Origin of the sequence: Chenggangzhangella methanolivorans (genome assembly GCF_042648545.1) — a bacterium.
Lineage (GTDB): Bacteria > Pseudomonadota > Alphaproteobacteria > Rhizobiales > Methylopilaceae > Methylopila > Methylopila methanolivorans.
Map to the genome: position 1 here is coordinate 222,011 of NZ_JBHRXS010000003.1, position 21,613 is coordinate 243,623.

The 21,613-nt window shown below is 70.5% G+C and carries 16 protein-coding genes; 4 read left to right on the plus strand and 12 right to left on the minus strand.

Going from position 1 to position 21,613, the window contains the following annotated elements; translation table 11 throughout:
• Positions 1-41 precede the first annotated feature (41 nt).
• The 3 genes from ACFOWB_RS01425 to ACFOWB_RS01435 form a co-directional block, all read right to left on the minus strand.
• Positions 42-1,271 (minus strand): hypothetical protein, encoded by a 1,230-nt coding sequence (locus ACFOWB_RS01425; protein ID WP_378145273.1) that lies wholly within the window; start codon positions 1,269-1,271, stop codon positions 42-44.
• A gap of 163 nt (positions 1,272-1,434) precedes the next feature.
• Complete coding sequence (locus ACFOWB_RS01430; protein ID WP_378145275.1) at positions 1,435-1,965, minus strand: hypothetical protein; 531 nt, start codon at positions 1,963-1,965, stop codon at positions 1,435-1,437.
• Positions 1,962-3,389, minus strand: a complete 1,428-nt coding sequence (locus ACFOWB_RS01435; protein WP_378145277.1) for a hypothetical protein — start codon at positions 3,387-3,389, stop codon at positions 1,962-1,964. Before ACFOWB_RS01435 ends, ACFOWB_RS01430 begins: the two co-directional genes overlap by 4 nt.
• Before the next feature lie 160 nt (positions 3,390-3,549).
• Here ACFOWB_RS01435 and ACFOWB_RS01440 point away from each other — a divergent pair, with 160 nt between their 5' ends.
• The gene (locus tag ACFOWB_RS01440; RefSeq protein WP_378145279.1) at positions 3,550-5,253 is read left to right on the plus strand and encodes a S8 family peptidase; all 1,704 of its coding nucleotides are present in this window, start codon (positions 3,550-3,552) and stop codon (positions 5,251-5,253) included.
• 314 nt (positions 5,254-5,567) lie between these two features.
• Here ACFOWB_RS01440 and ACFOWB_RS01445 read toward each other — a convergent pair whose 3' ends face one another.
• The 3 genes from ACFOWB_RS01445 to ACFOWB_RS01455 all read right to left on the minus strand — a co-directional run bounded on the left by ACFOWB_RS01445 (position 5,568) and on the right by ACFOWB_RS01455 (position 9,533).
• On the minus strand, positions 5,568-6,872 hold the full coding sequence (locus tag ACFOWB_RS01445; protein ID WP_378145281.1) for a hypothetical protein: 1,305 nt from the start codon (positions 6,870-6,872) through the stop codon (positions 5,568-5,570).
• Positions 6,873-7,084: 212 nt separating this feature from the next.
• Positions 7,085-9,172: a caspase family protein gene (locus tag ACFOWB_RS01450; protein ID WP_378145283.1), complete on the minus strand. Its 2,088-nt coding sequence runs from the start codon at positions 9,170-9,172 to the stop codon at positions 7,085-7,087.
• A gap of 109 nt (positions 9,173-9,281) precedes the next feature.
• Positions 9,282-9,533: a hypothetical protein gene (locus tag ACFOWB_RS01455; protein WP_261405893.1), complete on the minus strand. Its 252-nt coding sequence runs from the start codon at positions 9,531-9,533 to the stop codon at positions 9,282-9,284.
• 144 nt (positions 9,534-9,677) lie between these two features.
• Between ACFOWB_RS01455 and ACFOWB_RS01460 the strand changes: the two genes are divergently transcribed.
• Positions 9,678-11,177, plus strand: coding sequence for a CoA-acylating methylmalonate-semialdehyde dehydrogenase (locus ACFOWB_RS01460; RefSeq protein ID WP_261401650.1), 1,500 nt, complete (start codon positions 9,678-9,680; stop codon positions 11,175-11,177).
• Between the two features lie 65 nt (positions 11,178-11,242).
• Here ACFOWB_RS01460 and ACFOWB_RS01465 read toward each other — a convergent pair whose 3' ends face one another.
• The 3 genes from ACFOWB_RS01465 to mprF form a co-directional block, all read right to left on the minus strand.
• Entirely contained in the window at positions 11,243-12,718 is a 1,476-nt protein-coding gene (locus tag ACFOWB_RS01465; protein ID WP_378145286.1) for a mannose-1-phosphate guanylyltransferase/mannose-6-phosphate isomerase, read from the minus strand.
• A 145-nt stretch (positions 12,719-12,863) separates the two neighbouring features.
• The gene (locus ACFOWB_RS01470; protein ID WP_378145288.1) at positions 12,864-14,243 is read right to left on the minus strand and encodes an AcvB/VirJ family lysyl-phosphatidylglycerol hydrolase; all 1,380 of its coding nucleotides are present in this window, start codon (positions 14,241-14,243) and stop codon (positions 12,864-12,866) included.
• The gene (gene mprF, locus ACFOWB_RS01475) at positions 14,243-16,963 is read right to left on the minus strand and encodes a bifunctional lysylphosphatidylglycerol flippase/synthetase MprF (RefSeq protein WP_378145290.1); all 2,721 of its coding nucleotides are present in this window, start codon (positions 16,961-16,963) and stop codon (positions 14,243-14,245) included. Before mprF ends, ACFOWB_RS01470 begins: the two co-directional genes overlap by 1 nt.
• Before the next feature lie 210 nt (positions 16,964-17,173).
• Between mprF and ACFOWB_RS01480 the strand changes: the two genes are divergently transcribed.
• Together ACFOWB_RS01480 and ACFOWB_RS01485 are read left to right on the plus strand one after the other, a co-directional pair.
• Positions 17,174-17,626, plus strand: a complete 453-nt coding sequence (locus tag ACFOWB_RS01480; RefSeq protein WP_261401646.1) for a GtrA family protein — start codon at positions 17,174-17,176, stop codon at positions 17,624-17,626.
• 117 nt (positions 17,627-17,743) lie between these two features.
• The gene (locus ACFOWB_RS01485) at positions 17,744-18,550 is read left to right on the plus strand and encodes a calcium-binding protein (protein WP_261401645.1); all 807 of its coding nucleotides are present in this window, start codon (positions 17,744-17,746) and stop codon (positions 18,548-18,550) included.
• 48 nt (positions 18,551-18,598) lie between these two features.
• Here the strand turns inward: ACFOWB_RS01485 and ACFOWB_RS01490 are convergent, their stop codons facing one another.
• Genes ACFOWB_RS01490 through ACFOWB_RS01500 form a run of 3 tightly spaced genes read right to left on the minus strand, consistent with a single transcriptional unit; the run spans position 18,599 to position 21,578 of the window.
• The gene (locus ACFOWB_RS01490; RefSeq protein WP_378145292.1) at positions 18,599-19,654 is read right to left on the minus strand and encodes a sensor histidine kinase; all 1,056 of its coding nucleotides are present in this window, start codon (positions 19,652-19,654) and stop codon (positions 18,599-18,601) included.
• Complete coding sequence (locus ACFOWB_RS01495) at positions 19,651-20,085, minus strand: response regulator (RefSeq protein ID WP_261401644.1); 435 nt, start codon at positions 20,083-20,085, stop codon at positions 19,651-19,653. Before ACFOWB_RS01495 ends, ACFOWB_RS01490 begins: the two co-directional genes overlap by 4 nt.
• Positions 20,082-21,578, minus strand: coding sequence for a sensor histidine kinase (locus tag ACFOWB_RS01500; protein ID WP_378145295.1), 1,497 nt, complete (start codon positions 21,576-21,578; stop codon positions 20,082-20,084). The genes ACFOWB_RS01495 and ACFOWB_RS01500 overlap by 4 nt, the downstream gene beginning before the upstream one ends.
• Between the last annotated feature and the right edge of the window lie 35 nt (positions 21,579-21,613).

A 21,613-nucleotide genomic window follows, 5' to 3' on the forward strand; every position in this document is an offset into this window, starting at 1 on the left:
GACGCCGCGGCGCCGGCAAATGACGAACGACGCCATGAGGCTCACGGCGCAAGCTCGTGGCGCACGGGATCGCCGATCGCGCCGCCGTCCTTCGAAAGGGCTTGGACCTCGTAGACGAGCTTTTGGCGGGCCCCGTCCTTCAGCCAGTAGATCTGGCCGCCGGCGTCCGGCCGCGGGGCCGAAGAGGCGCCGGCGAGCGCGCCCGTCACCCGCACCGACGCCGCCGCGGGATCGGAAGCGCGAACCGCAACGCCGCAGAGCGCGCCGTCGAGGCGGCTCGGCTCCAGCCTCCCGTCCGTGACCGCGACCGGCCGGCGTTCGGGCGCCGCCGAACCGAACAGCGCCTGCGCGCAGGTCTTTCCGGCCGTCGCGCGGAGTTCGTCGACGGCGATTTTTGGCGAAGGTTTTGGAGGCGCGGGCGGAGGCGTCTCGTCGCCTCTCACTGCCTGATTGGTCTCGACGGGATCGGGCGTCGGCACAGGTTCGGGGCCGCCGAACCGCCAAATCGCCGCGCCGCCGCCGAGAACCGAAAGGCAGGCGAGCGCGAAGAAAAAGCGGAGGACGTTGCCGCCCCCTTCCCCCTTGCGGGGAGGGGTGAGGGATGGGGGCGGCTCCGGAAGAGGCTGAGCGGGCGCCGATACTCGATGCGCAACGGCGGCGCTTTGTTCTGGACCACCCCCACCCTCACCCTCCCCGCAGGGGGGAGGGAGTCGAGACGCGGCGTGCTGTCCAACAGCGGCGACGATATCCTGCGCCGACGTCGGCCGGACGATCCGGGCGCTCGGCCGGGCTCCGGGCTCTCCCGCCGTCCCCGGCGGCAGCGCCACGACGACCACCGCGCCCTTCGCCGCCTCGAACAGGGCGGCCGACAGCTCGATCTTCTCCGCGACCGCATAGTCGCCGGAGATCAGCGCCAGATCGAGATCGACCGCGCCGGTGGCCCACAGCAGGACGTCGGCCGCCGCCGGATCGTCGGTCAGTTCAAATCCTCGTGCGATCAGCAGATGCGCGGCCGCGACCGGCGCCTCCCAGCTTCGGCCGGCGTCGAAGGAGCGGTCGAGGCGCAGTTCATGCGGCGCCGGCGCCTCGCCGAGCGCGCGGGCGATCGGACCGCCCGGGGCCGCCAGCCGGGCGTAGTCGGCCGACCAGGCGAGCGGCCGGTAGTCGCCGTCGGCGAAGGCGGCCGAGACCGGCAGCCCCGCGCGGGGGCCGAGCCGCCGCAAGACAGCGGGGCCGCCGGTGGTCGGGACGACGACGAGAAGACGCCTCATTCTGGGCCGCTCGAGCACGGAGGTTTCAGGATGAACCACACCGTCATGCCCGCGTCTTCGCGGGTATCCACGACTTCGGCGTAAAGCTCCATGCTCCTGGAAAGTCGTGGATGCCCGGCTCCGCCGGGCATGACGGTGTGAGCGCGTCAGATCGCAGCATGATCTAGAAGAGGAAGATTTCGGCGGCGCGATCCTGGAAGGCTTCAGCCGCTCCTTGCGCCTCGGGATCGGCCGGATCGAGCGCGAGCACCTGCGCGCCCTCGACGGCCTCGGGCAGCGCGAGGCGGACCCTCGTGTCCCCGGACGCGATCTCGATCGCCTTCGGGGCCGGCGCGCCCTCCGAGGCGATCACCAGCAAGGGCGGCGCGCCGTCGGACGCCGCGACGAGCGAAAGCCGGTAAGGCCCGACCCGACGCTCGGTCATCGCGCCGTCCGAGGCCGCGACGGCGAAGGGCGCATGCGCGACCGCGACGCCCGAGAGCAGCGCCCGATAGCGCGCCGCGGTCTCAGGATCGTCCCGCAGCGCGCGGACGACGGCGAAATCGACGGGCGCGCCGGCCTTGCGACTTGCGTGCGCCCAGAGCGCGCGGATGGGGACGGCAGGCGCGGCGGCCTCGCCCAGCGTCGCGGCCGCGCGCGCGGCGTGGGCCTCGGCGAGAAGCCGCCCTGCCTCGGGTCCGGACAGCGCGCTCATGCGGCGGTCTCCTGCGCGAGATAGGCGCGGGCGAAAACGGCGGCGAACGCCTCGCGGTCCTCGTCGAAAGCTTCGGGAAGCGGGCTCCAGCCCGTCAGAGCGCGGGTCGCCGCAAGAAAGTCGGAGAGCGCCGCGCGGGCGTCGGCCAGAACGCCGTCGGCGGTCGCAAAGCCTGCCGCCAGCGTCTCGCGGTCGGCGTCGAAGCCTGCGCGGCGCACGCGCTTCAGGTCGGCCTCGGCCTGGGCGACGACGGCCTCGAGGCGCGCGTCGCGCGTCGCGGAAGCGCCGAGGCGAAGCGCGGCGGCGATCCGGACCATGCGCTCGACATGCTCGTCCAGAACCTGCGCGCGCCCGATGACCGCCTCATAGCTTTCGGCCTCGCCGCAGGACGCGCGTTCGGCGACGTCCGGCCCGCCGGTCCCGCGGCGAAGCCGGTTGGCGATGCCGGACTGCACGCGCCCGAAGCTGATCGAGCGCAGCACGGTCAGCGGCCGGTCGCGGTGGAAGGGCGCAAGCGCCACGATGTCGGCGACCTCGTCGCGCTCGGCCTTGGTGAGGATCTTGGGTCCGTCCGGCAGCGCCTTGAGGCGCAGGGCGAGCGGCTCCTGCTCGTCCGCCTCGCCCACGAGGTCCGCGAGCGCCCCGTCGAGCCGGTCGCTCCAGCCCTCGATCTCCTCGACCGACGCCGCGCCGGTGAGCTTCGCCAGCCCGCCGAAGGCCTCGAAAGCCTTGGAATAGGTGACGAAATGCTCCGCCACGGTGCGGAACTGGGTGCGCTCGCCGCTCTCGACCTCCGCGCGCCAGAACGCCAGCACGTCGCCGTCGCCGAACGCGCCCCCGCCGCGGCGTTCGCCGAGGAAGGAGAGGATCGCGCGGAACCGCTTCTCGACCGGTGCGATCGGCATGTGGGCCTCGCGATAGGCGGTCGCGATCCGCACGAGACGTCGGGAGAACTGGTCGACCGCCTCGCGGTCCGGCGCCGCGCCGAGGTCGCTGACAAAGCCGCGGACGGCGGCGAATTGCGCCAGCCCGTCGGCGGTCAGCACGAATTCGGCGAGCGCCAGCAGCCGCGCCGTCCCGCTCCAGCCCATGCACCAGTCGCGGCCGTCGAGAGCGAGAAGAGGACCGTGGTCGTCGGTCGCAACGCCGGCGTCCGCGAGCCCGCCGCGAACCGCATCCCCGCGCGACAGCCGCGGGTCGAGCGCGAGGTCGATCACGCCGTCGGGGCCGGCGGCGCGGGCGATCACGGCGAGGAGATGGGCGAGATCCCAGAACGGCTTGTCGCGGTTGGGGCGTACGGCCCCCGTCACCGCGCGGGCGAGCCAGGCGCGATCGCCGAAAGCGAGGCCGCGGCCTTCCGCGACATTGGCCACGTCGCCCATCAGCGTTTCGTCGACGCCCGAAAGCCGCTCCGTCCCGTCCACTCTCGTCTCCGCCCGGTTCTGGCGCGCCGCCGCTTCTCATGTCGTATTGTCGTGCGACAACGTCGCCCGCAGGCAGGTCGCCTTGCAAGCGAAACGGCCTCTCGACGCTCCAAGCATGGGTCATCGAGAGCCCGATCCGGGCGATATGGGAGGGGAATGGATGAAGGCGACGGTTCGACCGCTCATCGCCGCCGCGGCGCTCATCGCGCTCGGAGGTCCGGCGCTCGCGCAAAGCCCAAACAAGGTGCCGGAGTCGCTGATGACCGCGGCGCGGAGCGGGGCCTCCCAGCGCGTTATCGTGCTGATGGCCCCCAACCGGCAGGAGAGCGCCCGCGAGCCCGAGAGCTACATCGCTTCGACCTACGGCGCCTCGGCGCAAGCGGTGAGCCGCATCGGCGACACGCCCTTCGTGGTGGCGGAGGTCTCGCGCGACGGGCTCGGGGGCCTCGCCCGCGACCAGAACGTCCAGCGCGTGGCGCCGGACCGGCTGATGCAGGCCTTCCTTCCGCAATCGACCGCGATGCTGAAGGTTCCGGACGCCTGGGCGACGGCTGGCGAAAAGGGCGACGGCGTCTCGGTCGCCGTGCTGGACACGGGCGTCGAGACCGAGCACCCGTTCCTTGCCGGCCGCATCGCGGCGGAGGCCTGCTTCTCCTCGAATTCGCCCGCCACGGGCGCGAAATCGCTCTGCCCGAACGGGCAGGACCAGCAGGTCGGCCCGGGCTCCGGCCGCGCTTGCGACATCCGCGCCGTGACGCCGAACTGCGTGCACGGCACGCATGTCGCCGGCATCGCCGCGGGCGCGAACGGGCAATCGGCCGAAGGGCTTTTGAACGGCGTCGCCCCGGCGGCGCGCATCGTCGCCGTTCAGGTGTTCTCGCGCTTCGACGGCGAGAAGGTCTGCGGAAAGGGCCAGAAGACCTGCATCTCGGCCTTCACCTCAGACGTGCTGAAGGGGCTGCTCTACGTCGAGAAGATCCGCGCCGAGGCCAAGGTCGCGGCGGTCAACCTGAGCCTCGGCGGCGGCAAGGCCGCGGAGGCCTGCGACCTGCAGTCGGCCTACGCCCAGGTGATCGACCGGCTCACCGCCGCAGGGCTCCCCGTCGTCGCGGCGTCGGGCAACAACGGCTTTTCGGACGCAGTGACCGAGCCCGCCTGCATCCGCTCGGCCGTGACGGTCGGGTCGGTCGGCAAGGACGGCAAGATCGCGGTGGCCTATTCCAACGCCTCGCCGCTGGTCGATCTCGTCGCGCCCGGCAGCCAGATCCTCTCCTCGGCCGCGCACGCCTATTACAAGCTCGACGGCACCTCGATGGCGGCCCCGCATGTCACAGGGCTGTTCGCGCTGATGAAGGCCAAGGTCCCGGAGGCCTCCGTCGACCAGCTAGTGAAGATCCTGGCCTCAACCGGGACCAAGGTGACCGACCCGCGCGGCGGCCGCGCCTTCGTGATGCCGAACGCCGCCGCGGCGGTCGCGGCGCTCGGGCAGGCCGGCGGCGAGACGCCGGGGCCGACGCCCGACCCCGGAAAGTCCGAGGATCCGAAGCCGTCGCAGCCCGACCCCCGGCTCGCCGGCTGCGGTCCGGTCTGCGTCGAGCTCGGAAAGGAGAACCGCCGCGTGATCTTCGTGCTCGCCGGCCGCGACCGGGTGCCGCCCGAGACGCTCGTCTCGCTCCGCACGATCTTCGGGCAAGGGGTCAAGGTCGAGGACATCGGCGACGGCAAGCTGGTGGTGGAGCTTCCCGCCGGAACCTCGCCCGACGACGTCGACCGCGCGCGGCGGAACGTCGGCGGGGACACGCGGGTGCTGCCCGACCGCCCGATGGACGCGCTGCAGCCCGGCGGGCGGATCGAGATCCGGTGAGGGGCATTGCGTGCTTCGAGACGCGGCCTGACGGCCGCTCCTCAGCATGAGGATCGTTGTGGCTCTGAATCAGATCCTCCGACCTTTCTCATGCTGAGGAGGCTCGAAGAGCCGTCTCGAAGCACGCAGTTCGTCTTGGCGCGTCATGCCCGGCGCATTCGGCGCATCCACCTTTCCGGCTCCGCGGCGCTTTTGTCCCGGACTTGATCCGGGACCCAGAACCGAGACGGGTGACAAGTGAACTGAGGCGTCGAGGATCTGCCTGAACCGCCGTCGGTTCTGGGTCCCGGATCAAGTCCGGGACGAGAAAGAGATCACCGCACCACGATCCGCGTCGTCGCTTCCCGAACTCCCGGCGTCGCGCGGATCTGCTCCATGAGGTCGAGGATTTCGGCCCGAGACAGCAGCTTGGCGTCGCCATCGGCGCCCGGCGAGGCGGCCATCCAGCGCGCCTCCAGCGCCTGCGGCAGGCCGTTCTCGGCGGCGAAGCACGAGAACAGGTTTTCGAACGGCTCCTGAAGCACGATCTCCGCGAGGCCGAAGCCGCGCGGGTAGCGCCGGTCGCCCGGCGCATCCGTCGCCTTGCCGCCTCGGACAGGCAGCGCCACGAAGCCGGTCTCGTCGGGGGCCAGCACCCAGCAGTAGAGCTTCTGGCGCGCGCTCGACGCGATGCGGACGTCGAGCCGCTGGCCTCTCGAAAACGGGTTCTGGAGCGCCGCGATGTCGAGCTTGGCGCGATCGGTGGCCGCGGTCGCCGCCACATGGTCGAGAAACGGCCGCATCGCCGGGTCGCAGCCGAGCGCCTCGATCGAGATCTTCCGCCGGCCGACCGGCGCCAGCACCGCGCCGCCGCGGCGGAATTCGAGGCTCATCCAGGACTGGCCCTGCCGGTCGTGGTCGAAGCCCCCCAGCGCGACGAGATTTTCGCCGCCGGCCTCGCAGGCCCCTTCCGCGGCGCGCTTCACCTCGAGCGTCCCGCCCCTCAGCACGCGATTGGCCGAGCGCGCCTCGGCGTCGAGCGCGATGGTGAGCCGCTCGGCGAGCGCCGCCCCGCAGGTGGAATGGCCCGACGCCGCGCGGAACGGGCAGACGGTGACGCTCGCAGCCTCCGCCGCCGCCTGCCCCAGCGCGCGGACCGCGCCCGAAAACAGCTGGTCGATGTCGGCGAGGCCCGGCCCCTCGCGGACGGGCACCTCGATCGGCTCGCTCGTCGCCTTGCAGTCGGCGCGCGCGCCGATGGCGAGCAGACGGACGCTCGCCTTGGCGCCCTCGCGCTGGGGATCGGCGAAGAACACCGTGGCGTCGCCCGAAAACGCCGCGCGGATCTGCGCCTCGGCCTCGTCCGCGGTCAGGCCCGTGGTTCCCTCGCGTAGGCCCTTGATCCGGACGACATCGGACGCCGCCGCGAGCTTGGCGCGGCCGGTGGCCTGAAGCCGGGACTCGATGGCGAGCCTCACCTCCTCGGCCTGCTCGCGCGAAAGCGCGGTCTGGCTCGGCTCGACCCCGACCACCGCGAGCGTCAGCGGGCGAGCCGGCGCGCAGGTCTCGACGGCGTCGAGCCATTTGGCGAGCGGATCGGCGGAAGCGGGGGAGGCGGAGAGGAGGAGAGCGGTGGCCACCCCGGCCGCAAGGCGGGACGCGGTCTTGAACGAGCGCGACGTCTCCGCTCCCTCCCCCTTGCGGGGAGGGTAAGAGTGGGGGTGGTTCAAGATGGAGCGGCGGCGTTGCGCGTGGAGCAGCGTCGCCCTCTGCCCCTCATCCGGAACCACCCCCTCCCCCGACCCCTCCCCGCAAGGGGGAGGGGAGAATGGCGCCGCGTTGTCCCTGTCCCTCACTCCGCGGCCTTCGCCTGGGCGCCTGGATCCTGCTGCTCCTGGTATTTCGCGTAAGTGTCGAGCGCCCGCACGAACACCGGATTGAACTTGCCGTCCTGCGGGCCGGTGTAGAACTCGTCCTTGCCGAGCTCCTTCTGCAGCGCCTTGACGGTGGCGGGCTTCAGCTTCTGGGCGTTGCCGTCGAGCGCGGAGATTGAGGCCGAGCCCGCGATCCCCTTGGCCAGCGCGCGCTTCAGGAGCACGACCGGCTTCTCGCCGGGGAAGAACGAGCCGAAGCCGTTGTCGATCAGCACCGCCATGGTGGCGAGCGCGCTCGGGTCGCCCTTATCGGCGGCCTGACGGAAGAGATCGAAGCCCTTCTGCGGGTCTCGCGGCAGGCCCGCCGTGCCGGCGTTGTAGTGCGGCACGAGCTTGACGATCGACGGCACGTCTCCGGCCTCGGCCGCCATCCGGTACCAGCGGACCGCGCCCTCGACGCTCTTCTGCGTCCCCCGGCCATATTCGGTCATGCGGCCGGCGTTCGACATGCCGAGCACGTTTCCGGCCTCGCCGGCCTTCGAATAGAGCCGATAGGCCTCGGGCAGCGAGACCTTCACGCCCTCGCCGTTCTCGTAGAGCGTCGCGAGATTGTTCATCGCCGCGACCGAACCGGCGTCGACCGCGGCCTTGTAGGAGGCGAAGGCGTCGCGATAGCGCTCCGCCTTGTCGTAGGCGCGGCCGAGCTGATAGGCGAAGCGCCGCTCGGCGGGTTGGCTCTCCGCGGCCTTCTTGCAAGCCGCGATCGCAGGCCGCGCCTCGATCCGCGACAGCGGCACGCCCTTGGCGTCCGCCGGCTTGTCGGGATCGTTCGGGGCGGCGGCGAGGTCGTCGCACTCGGTCGCGCCCGCGCCGCCCTCCGCCGCCACGGGACGGCCGAGATAGCCCTCGGCAAGCGAGCGATAGGCACAGATCGGCGAGCAGGTCTTGAGGTAGTCCTCATATTTGCCGGCGGCGCTCAAGCTCCGCCAGTTCTCGGCGTCGCGCAGCGCCTGGGTCGAGCGCTGGCCCTCGAACAGTTTGGCCATCGCGTCCTGCCGGTAGGCGCAGACCTCGCCGCACTGGCCCACATAGGCCTCGAGCGCCTCGCGCGTGCCGGCCTGGCTCGCGCGCTTCCACGCCGCCTCGTCGCGCGCGGCCGAGAAGCTCGGCGCGATCGCGGGCACGGGGGCCGCGACCTTCAGGATGATGTTCGACGGATCGACCTCCGGGATCTGCTCGCGTCCGGAATCCCGCCGCGCGTCCGCCTCCACCGTGTCGTCGAGATATTTCTGGAGCTCGCTCCACGCCACGAGCCCGTCGGGCTTGGCGCCGTCCGCGCCGTCGGCGAGGCCAGCCGCCCCCATCAGCATGCGGCTGGTGAAGAGGCCGAGCTTGGCGCGCGAATCCCAGTTGGCGGGCGTCGCGCCGGACGTGGCGGCCAGGCGTATGACCCCGCCTCCGGTCTTGGGCTTGGCCGGCGCGAAGCCCGGCGCGGAGACCGCGAGCAGGGATTCGCCCGATCGCCCGGTCTCGCCGGTGAAGCACGCGTCGACCATGACGACGACGTTGCGGTCGGCGCCGACCTTCTGCTTCACGAGGTCGAGATTGCGGTAGAGCGTCTCGAGCGGATAGCCGCTTTCGGGGCTGTTCGGGTCGCCGTCCTGCGGCAGCAGGAAGGGCTGGCGCGTCTTGAAGTCGGGCGCGCCGTGGCCGGAATAATAGACGAAGACGTTGGACTTGCCTTCCACGGCGCTGCGCCAGAGCCGGCCGCCCTGCGGGTTCTTCTCGGTGCCGAACGCCTGGTTGAATTCGTTCAGCGTCGCGTTCTTCAGGACGAAGACGTTCTGCTCGCGAAAGCCGAGCGAGCCGACGAGGAACGCCTTGATGGCGTCGGCGTCGTTCGCCGCGAAGTCGACCGGCACGGTCTGCTTGTAGTCGCGGTTGCCGACCACGACCGCGATCGAGTCCGTGTTGTCGGTGAGGCCCTGGGGCGCCGCATGGGCCCATGCCGGGATCAGCGCCGCCCAGACGAGCAGGATGGATCGGAACAGGCGGCTCGCCGTCATGTCGCGTCTTCCCCAAGGCCCGAGGCGGCTCTGCGGCGGCCCCGGGCGAAGTCATCCACCGATCATTTGTCGTGATCAAGCGTCATCGAGGCGACGACGCGCCGCGCGGTCACCGGAAGTAGAGGCCGCGGCCGCAGCGGCGGGCGCGGCGGCGCTCGTAATAGCCGGTGACGCGGTTGAACACGCGGACGGTCTGGTAGAGGCAGTATCGACCTGAGTTGCGGCCGTTGTAATAGATCGAGCCGTTGTCGAGATCGATGCCGATGAACTGGGCGTCGGCGCGGCCCGTCTCGGCCGAGGCGGGAGACGCAAGACCGATGGCGCAGGCTGCGAGTCCGGCGGCGAGGACGAGGGTTTTCATGGCGTTCGGCTCCTGATCGGCGTCGCCCGGCGGGGAGCCGCCGGGTCCATGAAAGCCCCATGGAGACGCCAGAGCCGGTTTCGCGCGCTTCTGGACGAAAGGGCCGCCCGGCTTGGGGCGGCGAGGCAAGGAGAAGAGGCCGAGATGGCGAAGGACGTCACCCACTTCATCGACGGCGCGCTGACGCCCGGCTCTGGCCAGCGCTCCGCGCCGGTGTTCGATCCCGCGACCGGCGAGCAGACCGGCACGGTGCGGCTCGCCGACGTCGCGACGGTCGACGCCGCGGTCGCGGCGGCCAAAAGGGTCGCGGTCGAATGGGGCGACACGCCGCCGTTGCGCCGCGCCCGCATCCTCAACAGGTTCCTCGGCATCGCCGAAGCCCGCGCGGACGAACTCGCGGCGCTCATCACCTCCGAGCACGGCAAGGTGCTCTCCGACGCCAAGGGCGAGATCCAGCGCGGCCTCGAGGTGGTGGAGTTCGCGACCGGAATCCCCGAGCTTCTCAAGGGGGAGTTCACCGAGAACGTCGGCAGCCGCGTCGACAGCCACTCGCTGCGCCAGCCGCTCGGGGTCGTGGCCGGCATCACGCCGTTCAACTTCCCCGCCATGGTGCCGATGTGGATGTTCCCGGTGGCGCTCGCCTGCGGCAACTGCTTCATCCTGAAGCCGTCGGAGCGCGACCCCTCCCCCGCCCTCCTCGTCGCCGCGTGGCTGAAGGAGGCGGGCCTGCCGGACGGCGTGTTCAACGTCGTCAACGGCGACAAGGAGGCGGTCGACGCGCTCCTGCATCACCCCGACGTCGACGCCGTGAGCTTCGTCGGCTCCACCCCGATCGCGCGCTACGTCTATGAGACCGCGACAAAGACCGGCAAACGCGCCCAGGCGCTCGGCGGCGCCAAGAACCACATGATCATCATGCCGGACGCCGACATGGACCAGGCGGTCGACGCGCTGATGGGCGCGGCCTACGGCTCGGCCGGCGAGCGCTGCATGGCGATCTCGGTCGCGGTGCCGGTCGGCGAGAAGACCGCCGACGTGCTGATCGAGAAGCTCGCGCCCAAGGTTCGCGCGCTCAAGATCGGACCGGGCGCCGACCCGGAAGCCGAGATGGGTCCGCTCGTCACCGAGCAGCACCGCGGCAAGGTGAACGACTATGTGTGCTCTGGCGTCGACGACGGCGCGGATCTCGTGGTCGACGGCCGCGGGATCTCGCTGCAGGGCTATGAGGGCGGCTTCTTCGTCGGCGGCACCCTTTTCGACCACGTGACGCCGGACATGAGGATCTACAAGGAGGAGATCTTCGGCCCCGTCCTGTCGGTCGTGCGCGCGCCGGACTACGCCGAGGCCGCGCGGCTCGTGAACGAGCACGAGTTCGGCAACGGGACCGCGATCTTCACCCGCGACGGCGACGCGGCGCGCGAATTCGCGCACCAGATCAAGGTCGGGATGGTGGGCGTCAACGTTCCGATTCCGGTGCCGATGGCGTTCCATTCCTTCGGCGGCTGGAAGGCCTCGCTCTTCGGCGACCACCACATGCACGGCCCCGAGGGCGTGCGCTTCTACACGCGGCTGAAGACCATCACGACCCGCTGGCCGACCGGAATCCGGGCCGGCGCGGAGTTCGTGATGCCGACGCTCGGCTGACCGCCCAAACGAAGCGCGGCCGCCTCCCCAAGGAAAGCGGCCGCGCCTGATCTTTCTAAGCCAACTTACTTCTGCATCGACTTCGGGACGTTGACGTAGTCCTTCGGCTTGTCGCGGGAGTCGCGGGCGTAGATGTCGTCGGAGCGGACGATGTCGTCCTCGCCCACGTAAGATCCGATCTGCACCTCGATCAGCTCCAGCGTCTGCTTCCCCGGGTTCTCGAGGCGGTGCCACTGGGTCGCGGAGATGTAGACGGACTCGTTTTCCCGCAGGAACTGCTCGGTCTGGTCGACCGTCACGCGCGCGGTGCCGCGCACCACCACCCAGTGCTCCGACCGGTGGTAGTGCATCTGGAGCGACAGCTTGCCGCCCGGCTTCACGGTGAGGCGCTTCACCTGGAAGCGGTCGCCGATCGCGAGGCGCTCGAACGAGCCCCAGGGCCGGTGCTGCTTCAAATGGACATGGGCCTCGGGCCGGCCCGCGGATTTGAGCGCCGAGACGAGCGCCGCCACCCCTTGCGCCTGCGCGCGGTCGGCCACCAGCACCGCGTCGCCGGTCGACACCACCATGACGTTGTCGAGGCCGAGCGTCGCGACCAACCGGTCGGGCGCGTGGACGAGCGTGTTGGTGGTGCGCTCCATCAGCGCGTCGCCGGTCGCGACGTTGCCGTCGGCGTCCGCCTCGCCGATGTCGGCGAGCGCCGACCACGAGCCGATGTCCGACCAGCCGACGTCGATCGCCACCACGGCCGCCGCGTCGGTGCGCTCCATCACCGCATAGTCGATCGAGATCGACGGGCAGGTCGAAAGCGCCTCGGCGCCGAGCGCGGTCGCGCCGCCGCCGGACTTCGCCGAGGCGAGCGCGGCGTCGACCGCCGAGGCGATCTCGGGCTCGAGCCGCCGCACCTCGTCGAGCAGCGTCGAGGCCTTCATGATGAAGAAGCCGCCGTTCCACAGATAGTCGCCCGAAGCCAGGAAGCCCTCGGCGATCTCACGCTGCGGCTTCTCATGGAACGAGACGACGTTCCGCACCGCCCCGCCGGGCGTGATCGGCTCTCCGACGCGGATGTAGCCGTAGCCGACGTTCGGCGCGTCGGGCTTGACGCCGAGCAGCACGATCCGGCCTTCCGCCGCGGCCTCGGCGGCGGTCCGGACCGCCGCCACGAACTCCTCGACGCGGGTCACCACATGGTCCGACGGCATCACCGCCATGATGGCTTCCGGATCGGTCGCCGCGAGCGCCGCCGCGGCGGCCGCCACCGCCGGCGCGGTGTTGCGCGCGACCGGCTCCAGCAGCACCGCCTCGGGCGTCACGCCGGCCTTTTCGAGACCCTCGGCGATCTGGAAGCGGTAGGCCTCGTTCGACACCACCACCGGGCGTCCGAACCCGTCCGCCGCGGAGAGCCGCGTCAGCGTCCGCTCGAACAGCGTTCCCCCGCCCTCGCCGAACAGCTCGATGAACTGCTTCGGAGCCTCGCCTCGCGACAGCGGCCACAGCCGCGTGCCCGAGCCGCCGCACAAAATCACCGGATAGACCGTCATCTGAACTCCCCAAGCGCGGACCGGCGTCCAAGCCCCCAGAGCCGCCGTCGCGAGCACGCCGCTTTTTTAGACTGCTGGCGGGGCGAAACGCCAGCGTGCGCTCGAAACAGGGTTTCCGGCCGAAAGGCCGCGCCGCCCCTCGCCCTCACGGGCCCGCGCGCTTGACGAACTCGGCGTCGATCCGCCCGGCGAGCGCCTCGTAGTTCTCGTCATAGTGATGGCCGCCCGGCAGCTCGAAACGGGCCTGCGGGGCGATGGCGTCGGTCGCGCAGGCGACGTCGTTGTCCTTCTCGTCGAGCTCGTCCTTGCCGTAGACGCACATCACCTTGTCCATCGGCAACTGCGCGGCGGGCTTGAGCACGTCATGGTCGCCGGAGCCGACGCCGAGCCAGCCGGAGACCGACACCTCGAAGTCGGCCGTCTTGGAAAGCCCGAGCAGCGCCATCAGCTTGACCTGGTCGCGCACCTGCCGGGAGAGCCGCGGCCAGGCGAAGGGAATGACGTCGGCGCCGAACGAATAGCCGCCGAGCAGCACCTTCTTGATCTTCCAGTCGGTCCCGTAGCGCTGGACGATCGCCTCGAGATCGTCGCCCATTTCGCGCGGGGATTTCTCGTTCCAGAAGTAGCGGAGCGTGTCGACGCCGACGACGCCGTAGCCTTCCTTGTTGAGGAAGTCGGCCACGCGCTTGTCGAGGTCGCGCCAGCCGCCGTCGCCGGCGTAGATCACCGCGAGCCCCTTGGGGTTCGGGTTCGTCGGCGGATAGATCACCAGCGGCAGGTTCTTGACCGCGTCGGGCGATCCGCCCCCGATGTCGAAGGCCGCGTCGCGCGCTTCCGCGGCCATGTCGGCGGAGGCGTCCTCCTCGACGAAGTCGCCGGTCGGCAGGTCCTTGACGAAGTCCTTCACAAAGTCCGGGGCCGGCCCTCGGGTCAGCACCCGCCACTCGCCCTGGATGGGCTCGGGCGTATCGTGGCCGAGCACGAGGTCGGGGCCCTCGCGGGTCTCGGTCTTTGGGCCGTCGCAGAGCGGCTTGGCGAGCGGCACGCGGCCGGTGAAGCCGAGGGACACCGCGCCCGAGAACATGTTGGCGGGCGCCTGGGCGAGCATCGCGTAGACGATGTCGGCGCCCTTGCCGACGCCGACGAGCACCGGGAGCCGGTAGCTCTTCAGCCCCATCTCCTTGCCGGCGAGTCGTCCGTATTCCTCGATGTCGCCGGAGAGGAAGATGCAGTCCTCGGTGTTCTTGGCGACGCCCTGGAGATAGCGCGGCAGGTCGACGCCGATGACGAGGGCGCCGCCCTTGGCGTATTCGTCGGCCTCCGCGGCCCGCGCCGGCGTCCAGCCGTCGAGATCGGAGACGAGCGCGACGATCGCGGTCGGCTCCCCGGCCGGCGCGACGATGGGCGCGCCCTTCATGGTGTCGTTGTCGACGGTTCCGCGCCGCAGCTCCTGGGCGGCCGCGGGGGCCGCGAAGAGCGCGGCGGACAGCAGGCAGGCGCTCGCGCCCGCGATCAAAGACTTCATCACGCGACGGACTCCTCCGCGCTCGGGGGCGGCAGCGCCGATCCCGTCGGGGCTGACAGCGCGCGCTTCGGCGCCTCGCCGATCAGCGCCGTGATGTCGAGCAGGATCTGGGGCAGCACCCAACCGCCCGGACAGGCGAGATAGCGCGGCTCCCAGGTCGGATTGAACTTGGACTTGTAGGTCCGAAGCCCCTCGAAATTGTAGAAGTTGTCGCCGTAGCGGAACACGAAGGCCCCGACCCGGTTCCAGGTCGGACCGAGCGGATGCTCGGTGAGGCCCGAGAGCGGCGCCATGCCGAGGTTGAACCAGCGGTAGCCCTCGGCCTTGGCGCGCAGCATCAGGCGCACGAACAGCGCGTCCATGACGCCCTTGGGCGCGTCGGGCGCGTAGCGCATGAGGTCGACGGTCGCCTCCTCGCGGTCGGCCCCGCTCCAGACGTTGGCGAAGCCCACGACCCGGCCCTGGTAGCGCACCACCGCCATGTCGAAATGGCGCAGATACTCCTCGTTCCAGAAGCCGAGCGAGAAGCCCTTCTCGCCCGCCTTGCGCGACCCCATCCAGGCGTCGGAGACGCGCTTCAGCTCCGGATAGAGCGCGACGGCGTCGGCCGCGGAGACGACCGAGATGTCGAGCCCGTCCTTCTGGGCCTTGCGGTCGACGTAGCGCCACTCGTAGCCGGCCTTGCCCTCCAGCGTGAAGGTGCGCAGGTCGACGCGCGCCTCCTCGCCGAGCTTGAGCAGCGATAGGCCGAGATCGAGATACATCGGCAGACGACCGACGCTCGCCTGGTAGAACACCGGCCAGCCGCCATGCTTGTCGGCGAGCTCGCGAAACGACCAGAGCAGCTCGGAGGCGCGCTGCGGCGGGCCCACGGGATCGCCCATCGCTACCCAGCTGCGGCCCTGCACCTGGTACATGATGAAGGCGTCGCCGGCCTCGCAGAACAGGAAGCGCTTGTCGCCGAGAAAGGCGAGGTTCGAGTCTGCGCGCGGCGAGGTCGCGACGATCGAGGCGAGCCGGGAAGCCGATTCCGGCGGCGTCGCGGCCGGCCGCGCGTGCCGGTGGAGCAGCGCGTGGAGCCCGATCGCGAGCGCCGCGACGCCCGCCGCGAGGCTTGCGCGCAGGAAGCGCGGCGCGTCGCCGCGATAGGCGAAGTCCCACCAGAGCTCGTTGGAATAGTCGACGTTGCGATAGGCGAAGAAGCCGAGCCAGACCGAGCCCGCGAGCACGATGACGACCGCCGCGAGCCAGGCGGGCGCAAGGTCCTGGTCCCAGAGCGAAGCGCGCCGGTAGAAGGCGCGGCGGTTGACCGTGAGCAGCGCCAGCACGACGCCGAGCACGATCGCCTCCTCGAAGTCGCCGCCCTTGGTGATCGAGAAGACGAGGCCGGCGAGCAGCAGGATCTGGGCGACCCGATAGGCGCCGTCGAGGCGCCGCAGCAGGCCGCGCGCCACCACCAGCAGCACCACGCCGACGACGCTTGCGAGCAGATGGCTCGCCTCGACGAAGGGCAGCGGCACGACGTGGCGCAGCACCCGCAGGCGGTCGGTCTCGGCCGGCAGCGCGCCGGAGATCAGCAGCACGATGCCGCCGAGGAACACCGCGGCGCCCAGCACGATCGGCGCGACCGGCCGCATCACGGCGGCGAGCAGCGAACCGGCGCGCGCGAAATAGCCCTTGCGGCGCGCGAGCTCCGAGCCGCCGAGCAGGCCGAGCGCGAGCGTGAAGGGGATGAGATAGTAGACGACGCGCCAGAGCAGCAGGCTCGCCAGCACCTTGTCGGGCGGCAGGCCCGGCAGCGCCAGCAGCACCGTCGCCTCGATGACGCCGGCGCCGCCCGGCGCATGGCTCAGCATGCCGAGCGTCATGGCGACGACGAAGAGCGCCGCGAAGGTCGGGAAGGCGATGACGGCGTCCGGCGGCAGCAGGATCCAGAGCGCGAAGGCGGCGCCCAGCAGGTCGACGAGACCGATCAGGATCTGCGCGCCGGTCGACTTCACGCCGGGCAGCGCCAACGTGTAGCCCTCGACCGTGACGGACCGCTCCTTGCGCGAGATCCAGAACACATAGGCGGCGATCGCCGCGAGGATCGCGATCCCGAGCGCCATGTTGACGGCCGGCGAGAGCCCGTCGAGCTTCGAGACGTCCGGCGCTTCGGTGACGAGGCCGAGCGCGAGCGTGAAGAAGATGCCGAGCCAGAGCGTCAGCGCCGAGATCGCCGTGATGGCCGCGACCTCGGCCGCTCCGAGCCCCGCCCCGGCGTAGATCCGGTAGCGCACGGCGCCCGCCACCACGAGCTGGAAGCCGATCGTGTAGGAGAGCGCGTAGCCGGTGAAGGAGGCGAGCGCCGCGACCGGATAGCCGACCTCGCGCCGCTTGATGTGGATGATGCCGAACCAGTCGTAGCCGGTGAGCGCCACATAGCTCGCCGCCGTCGCCAGAAGCGCGATCGCGAGCGTGCGCCAGGGCGTCGCCGAGATCGCGGTCTTGACGTCCTCGAGCTTCACCTCCTCGACGAGGTTGTGGAGCACGACGAGGACGATCGCGAACAGCAGCAGCGAGCCGATGGCCCCGACGGCGCGCCACGGCACCGTGGCGGCCCAGGCCCTCAGCTTGGGAAAGCCGAGCGGCGGCGCGGTTTCGCCCGCGGAGCCTTCGCGCGGCTCCGTTTCGCTCGGTTGCGCCGCCGGATCAGCGGCGGGTTTCGACGTTTCGGACATGCCGGTCGTGACGAGACACTGCGTGGAAGAACCCGCGCCCTGCGAGTTCGAGAGGATGAGAACGGCTGCGCGCGGGCGGGACCAAGCCCCGCGAACCGGGCGGACTTAGGGCGGTTCTTAACCCGATGCCATTACATCGGGCAAAGGCCCCTGCCCTTGGCAGCGGCGAAACGCCGCCGATGACGGGCCGAACAGGGACGCGAACCGCCGATGCTCTCCGCCGCGATCGCGCTGATGCCGCCGATGGTCCGGGCCAGAATGACCGAAACCGAGCTGCGCCGCATCGGCCGCTTCCTGCTCGCCGGCGGCTTCGGGGCGCTGGTCAACTGGGGCTCGCGCTTTCCTCTGGCCGAGTTCATGCCCTTCGGCGCCTCGGTCATCGTCGCCTACGCCATCGCCATGGCGGTCGGCTTCTTCCTCTACCGCGCCTTCGTGTTCGAGGCGAAAGACGGCTCCGCCCGCGGCCAGCTCTGGCGCTACGTCGTGGTCAACCTCGTCGGCGCCGCCGAGGTCTGGCTCATCGCCGTCGGCCTCGCGCGCTGGCTCGCGCCCGCGGTCGGCTGGACGCTCTACGTCGAGCCGATCTCGCATGCGGTCGCGATCGCGATCGGGGCCGCGACCAGCTATCTCGGCCACCGGCTGCTGACGTTCAAAGGCGCGTAATTCGCGCCGGGGACACGCTCTTATCGGTTGATCATGACGAGGGGCGTCGCTACCGTGCGGCGCATTCAGTGCTCGTTCGCGTTTGTCTCGTGTCTTCAATCACTTGATAGGTGCGCCATGGCGACGATCATCATCGACAGCAGCTTCAAGTTCTCGCTCGACGCGCTCGACCTCAACGAGCTGACGAAGGGCGAGAGCTATCTCGCGGATTCGAGCGTCTTCCGCGTGGCCTATGGCGGCGGCGCGGGCGACGAATTCCGCGGCTCCGGCTTCGAATACGGCCGCGACGGCTTCCCGATCGACGGCACGATCACCTCCTACACCAAGATCGACAACGGCTATCAGCTCCAGATCACCGGCCTGTCGCTCGACGCCAAGCTCGTGGGCGACGCGGCCAAGACGGTCTCCCAGGCCGACGACCGGCAAGTCTTCATCACCGCGCTTCGCGGCGACGACCGCTTCACGGGCGGCGCGCTCAGCGACCACATCGAGAGCTTCGCCGGCAACGACTCGGTCGCGGGCGGCGGCGGCAAGGACACGCTCGAGGGCGGGCTCGGCAACGACACGCTTTCCGGCGGGATCGGCGCGGACCTGCTGGTCGGCGGCAAGGGCGCGGACGTGTTCGTCTTCGACGCGGCGCTCGGAAAATCCAACATCGACCGCATCTCCGACTTCGGAAACGGCAAGGACTCGATCGCGCTCGACGGAGATATCTTCGACGAGCTCGGCGGGATCGGCGCCCTCGACAAGTCGCAGTTCCATGTCGGCTCGAAGGCCGCCGACGCGAACGACCGCATCATCTACGACAAGGACGCCGGCCTGCTGCTCTACGATCCGGACGGCAAGGGCGGCGAGAAGGCGCAGGTCTTCGCCCGTCTCGACGACGACCTGAAGCTCACCTTCAAGGACTTCGACGTCATCTGAGGCCGGGCGGCCTCAGGCCGCAGCCGCCCCCAAAGGCCGGAGCTGGCCTCAGGCCGGGAACGCCAGCACGATCCGCGTGCCGCGCGTCGAGGCGTCGCGTTCGACGCGCGACTGGATCGAGGCCGCCATGGCGCCGACGATCTTCTGGCCAAGCCCTGTGCCGACGGGCTTGGCGGCTTCCGACATGCCGACGCCGTCGTCCTCGACCGAGAGCGCCAGCAGCGCCCCGTCGCGGGCGAGCCGCACCCGGACCTCGCCCTCGGCGCCGGACGGGTAGGCGTATTTGAACGCGTTGGTGACGAGCTCGGTCACGATCACGCCGAGCGAGACCGCGCGATCCGTCGCCATCTTCACGGGCTCGACCTTGACCGCGATGCGGTGCGGTCGGTCGGGCGTCCGGAGCGAGCTCTCGAGCTCCTCGGCGAGGCCGGAGAGATACTCGTCCATGTCGACCGCGCGCACGTCCGCCGAGGTGTAGAGCCGGCGGTGGATCTGGGCGATCGCGAGGATGCGCGCCTCGGTCTCGCGCATCATGTCGCGCGCCGGGCCGTCGGGCAGCGTCGAGGACTGCAGATGCATGAAGGCTGAGACGAGCTGCAGCGAGTTGCCGACGCGGTGGTTCACCTCGCGCAGCAGCGTCTCGGCGCGGTCTCGCGCCTCCACGACCGCGCGCTCGGCCGCCTCCTTGAGGCGGCGCATCTCGACCTGCTCGAGCGCATGCGCGACCGAGGCCCGCAGCAGCGCATGGAACTCGCCGGCCACGTCCTTGATGACGTAGTCGGAGGCGCCGGCTTTGAGCGCCGCGATCGCGACGCGCCCGTCCTCGGTGCCGGTCACGTAGATCACGGGCGGGGCCTCGGGCAGCGAGCGGATCGCCGGCAGAATGTCGAGCCCGGTCTCGCCGCCGAGGAAATGGTCGAGCGCGACCACGTCGAAGCGCTGGGAGGCGAGCTTCTCCAGCCCCTCGGCGCAGCTTTCCGCGCCCGCCGCCTCGTAGCCCGCGCGCTCGAGGTCGCGGGTCACGAGCCGGCGCAGGCCCGCGTCGTCCTCGATGACGAGGACGCGCTTCTTCGGCGGCGACTGGTCGGGCTCGCCTTCGCTCATGCGTCGGGAACCTGCATGACCGACAGGAACAGGCCGAGCTGGCGGATCGCGGTCGCGAAGGTTTCGTAGTCGACGGGCTTGGTGATGTAGACGTTGCAGCCGAGGTCGTAGCAGCGCTGGATCTCGACCTTGTCGTCGGTGGTGGTCAGCACGATCACGGGCGCGCGCTTCAGCCGTTCATGGCTCTTCAGCACGCCGAGAATGTCGATGCCGGTCATGTCCGGCAGGTTGAGGTCGAGCAGGATCAGCATCGGGCCGTTGGCCTGGACCTCGTCGGACTGCAAGAAGGCGAGCGCCGAGGTGCCGTCCGCGAAGTGGCGGATCTCATTGTTGACGCCCGCGCGGCGCACGTTCTTCTCGATGAGCCGGGCGTGGCCCTGATCGTCCTCGATCATGACGATCACGACGGAACGCTGGTTGGTCTGGCTCATGCTCGGGCCTCGGATGGCGGCTGATAGACGGCCGGAAAGGTCAGGTGGAAGGTCGAGCCGCGGCCGGGCTCGGAGGTCAGGCGGATGGCGCCGCCGAGGCGGCGCACGCTCGCGCGCACGAAGGCGAGGCCCAGCCCCTCGCCCGGCTGGTCCTGCGCGCCGGCGCGGCGGAACAGCTCGAACACGCGCTCGTGGTCCTTGGCGTCGATGCCGCGGCCGTTGTCCTCGATGGCGTATTCGACCTGGGAACCGACGCGCCGGCCGGTGACCTTCACGCGGCCGGCGCGCGAGCGGTCGAGATACTTCACGGCGTTCTCGATCAGGTTCTGGAAGATCTGCTCGATCGAAAGCCGGTCTGTGACGATCGCAGGAAGGCCGGCCTGCACCTCGATCTCGGCGTCGGCCGCCTGCAGCTGTTGATACATGGTGTCGGCGATGCCCACGACCAGCGTCTCGATCTGGACGCTCTCGGGCCGGATGAGCCTGCTGCCCTCGCGCGAGAGCTTCAGGATCGCGTTGATCAGCCGGTCCATCTTGGCCGTCGAGGTGCGGATGAAGCCGATCGCCTCGGGAAGATCCTCCTCGATGGCGAGCCGCGCGTCGGGACTGACTTTCGCGGCCCCGACCTCGTCGAGGCCGTCGATCTGCTCTTTCAGCACCTTCCGCGCCGCGTCGAGCTCGCTCGTGAAGCCCATGACGTTGACGAGCGGCGCGCGCAGGTCGTGGCTCACGATGTAGGCGAAGCGCTGGATCTCCTCATTGGCCTGGATCAGGTCGGAGGTGCGCTCGGCGACCGCCGCCTCGAGGCCCTCATTGGCCTCGGCGATCGCGGCCCGGGCCTCCTCCGCCTGTCGCGCGCCCCGGCGCACCATGATCTGGGCGAGAACCGCGAGGCCCGCCGCGAGAAACAGGCCGGCGGTCATGAAGGCGACGAGCTGCGAGCCCGAGCGCGACGTTTCGCCGGACAGCTCGGCGAACGCCTTGTCCTCGCGCGCCGTCATCAGCGCCACCACGCGGCGGACCGAGAGCATCGCGTTGCGGCCGCGCTCGGTGTCGACGACGGCGAGCGCCTCCTCGCGCTGTCCGGAGCGCTGCAGCGCGACGGTCTGGGCGAGCTCCGCCAGCTTGTCGCCGACCGCGCTCCTGAGCTTCGCCAGATCCGACATCTGGTCGCCTTCGTCGGCGAGCAGCTTGCCGAGATGCTCGAGCCGCTCGCCGATCTGCGCGGCGGCCGTCTCGTAGGGCCTTAGATATCGCTCGTCATTGGTGAGCAGATAGCCGCGCTGGCCGGTCTCGGCGTCCTGCACCAGGCTCAGCACGCGCACGATCTCGGCCTTGGCCTCGAGCACGCCGGACACCTGCTCGTTGAAGGCGGCGTTGCGCGCGACGAGCCAGACCGAGGCCCCGCCGACCGCGACGAGCGCCGCAAAGCCGAGCAGCAGAGCCAGCGTCTCCTTGCGCCCTGCCCTGCGGGCGCGCGGTTCGGCGCTCATGATGTCGTGAGACGCAAGGCCTTGGCCACGTCGGT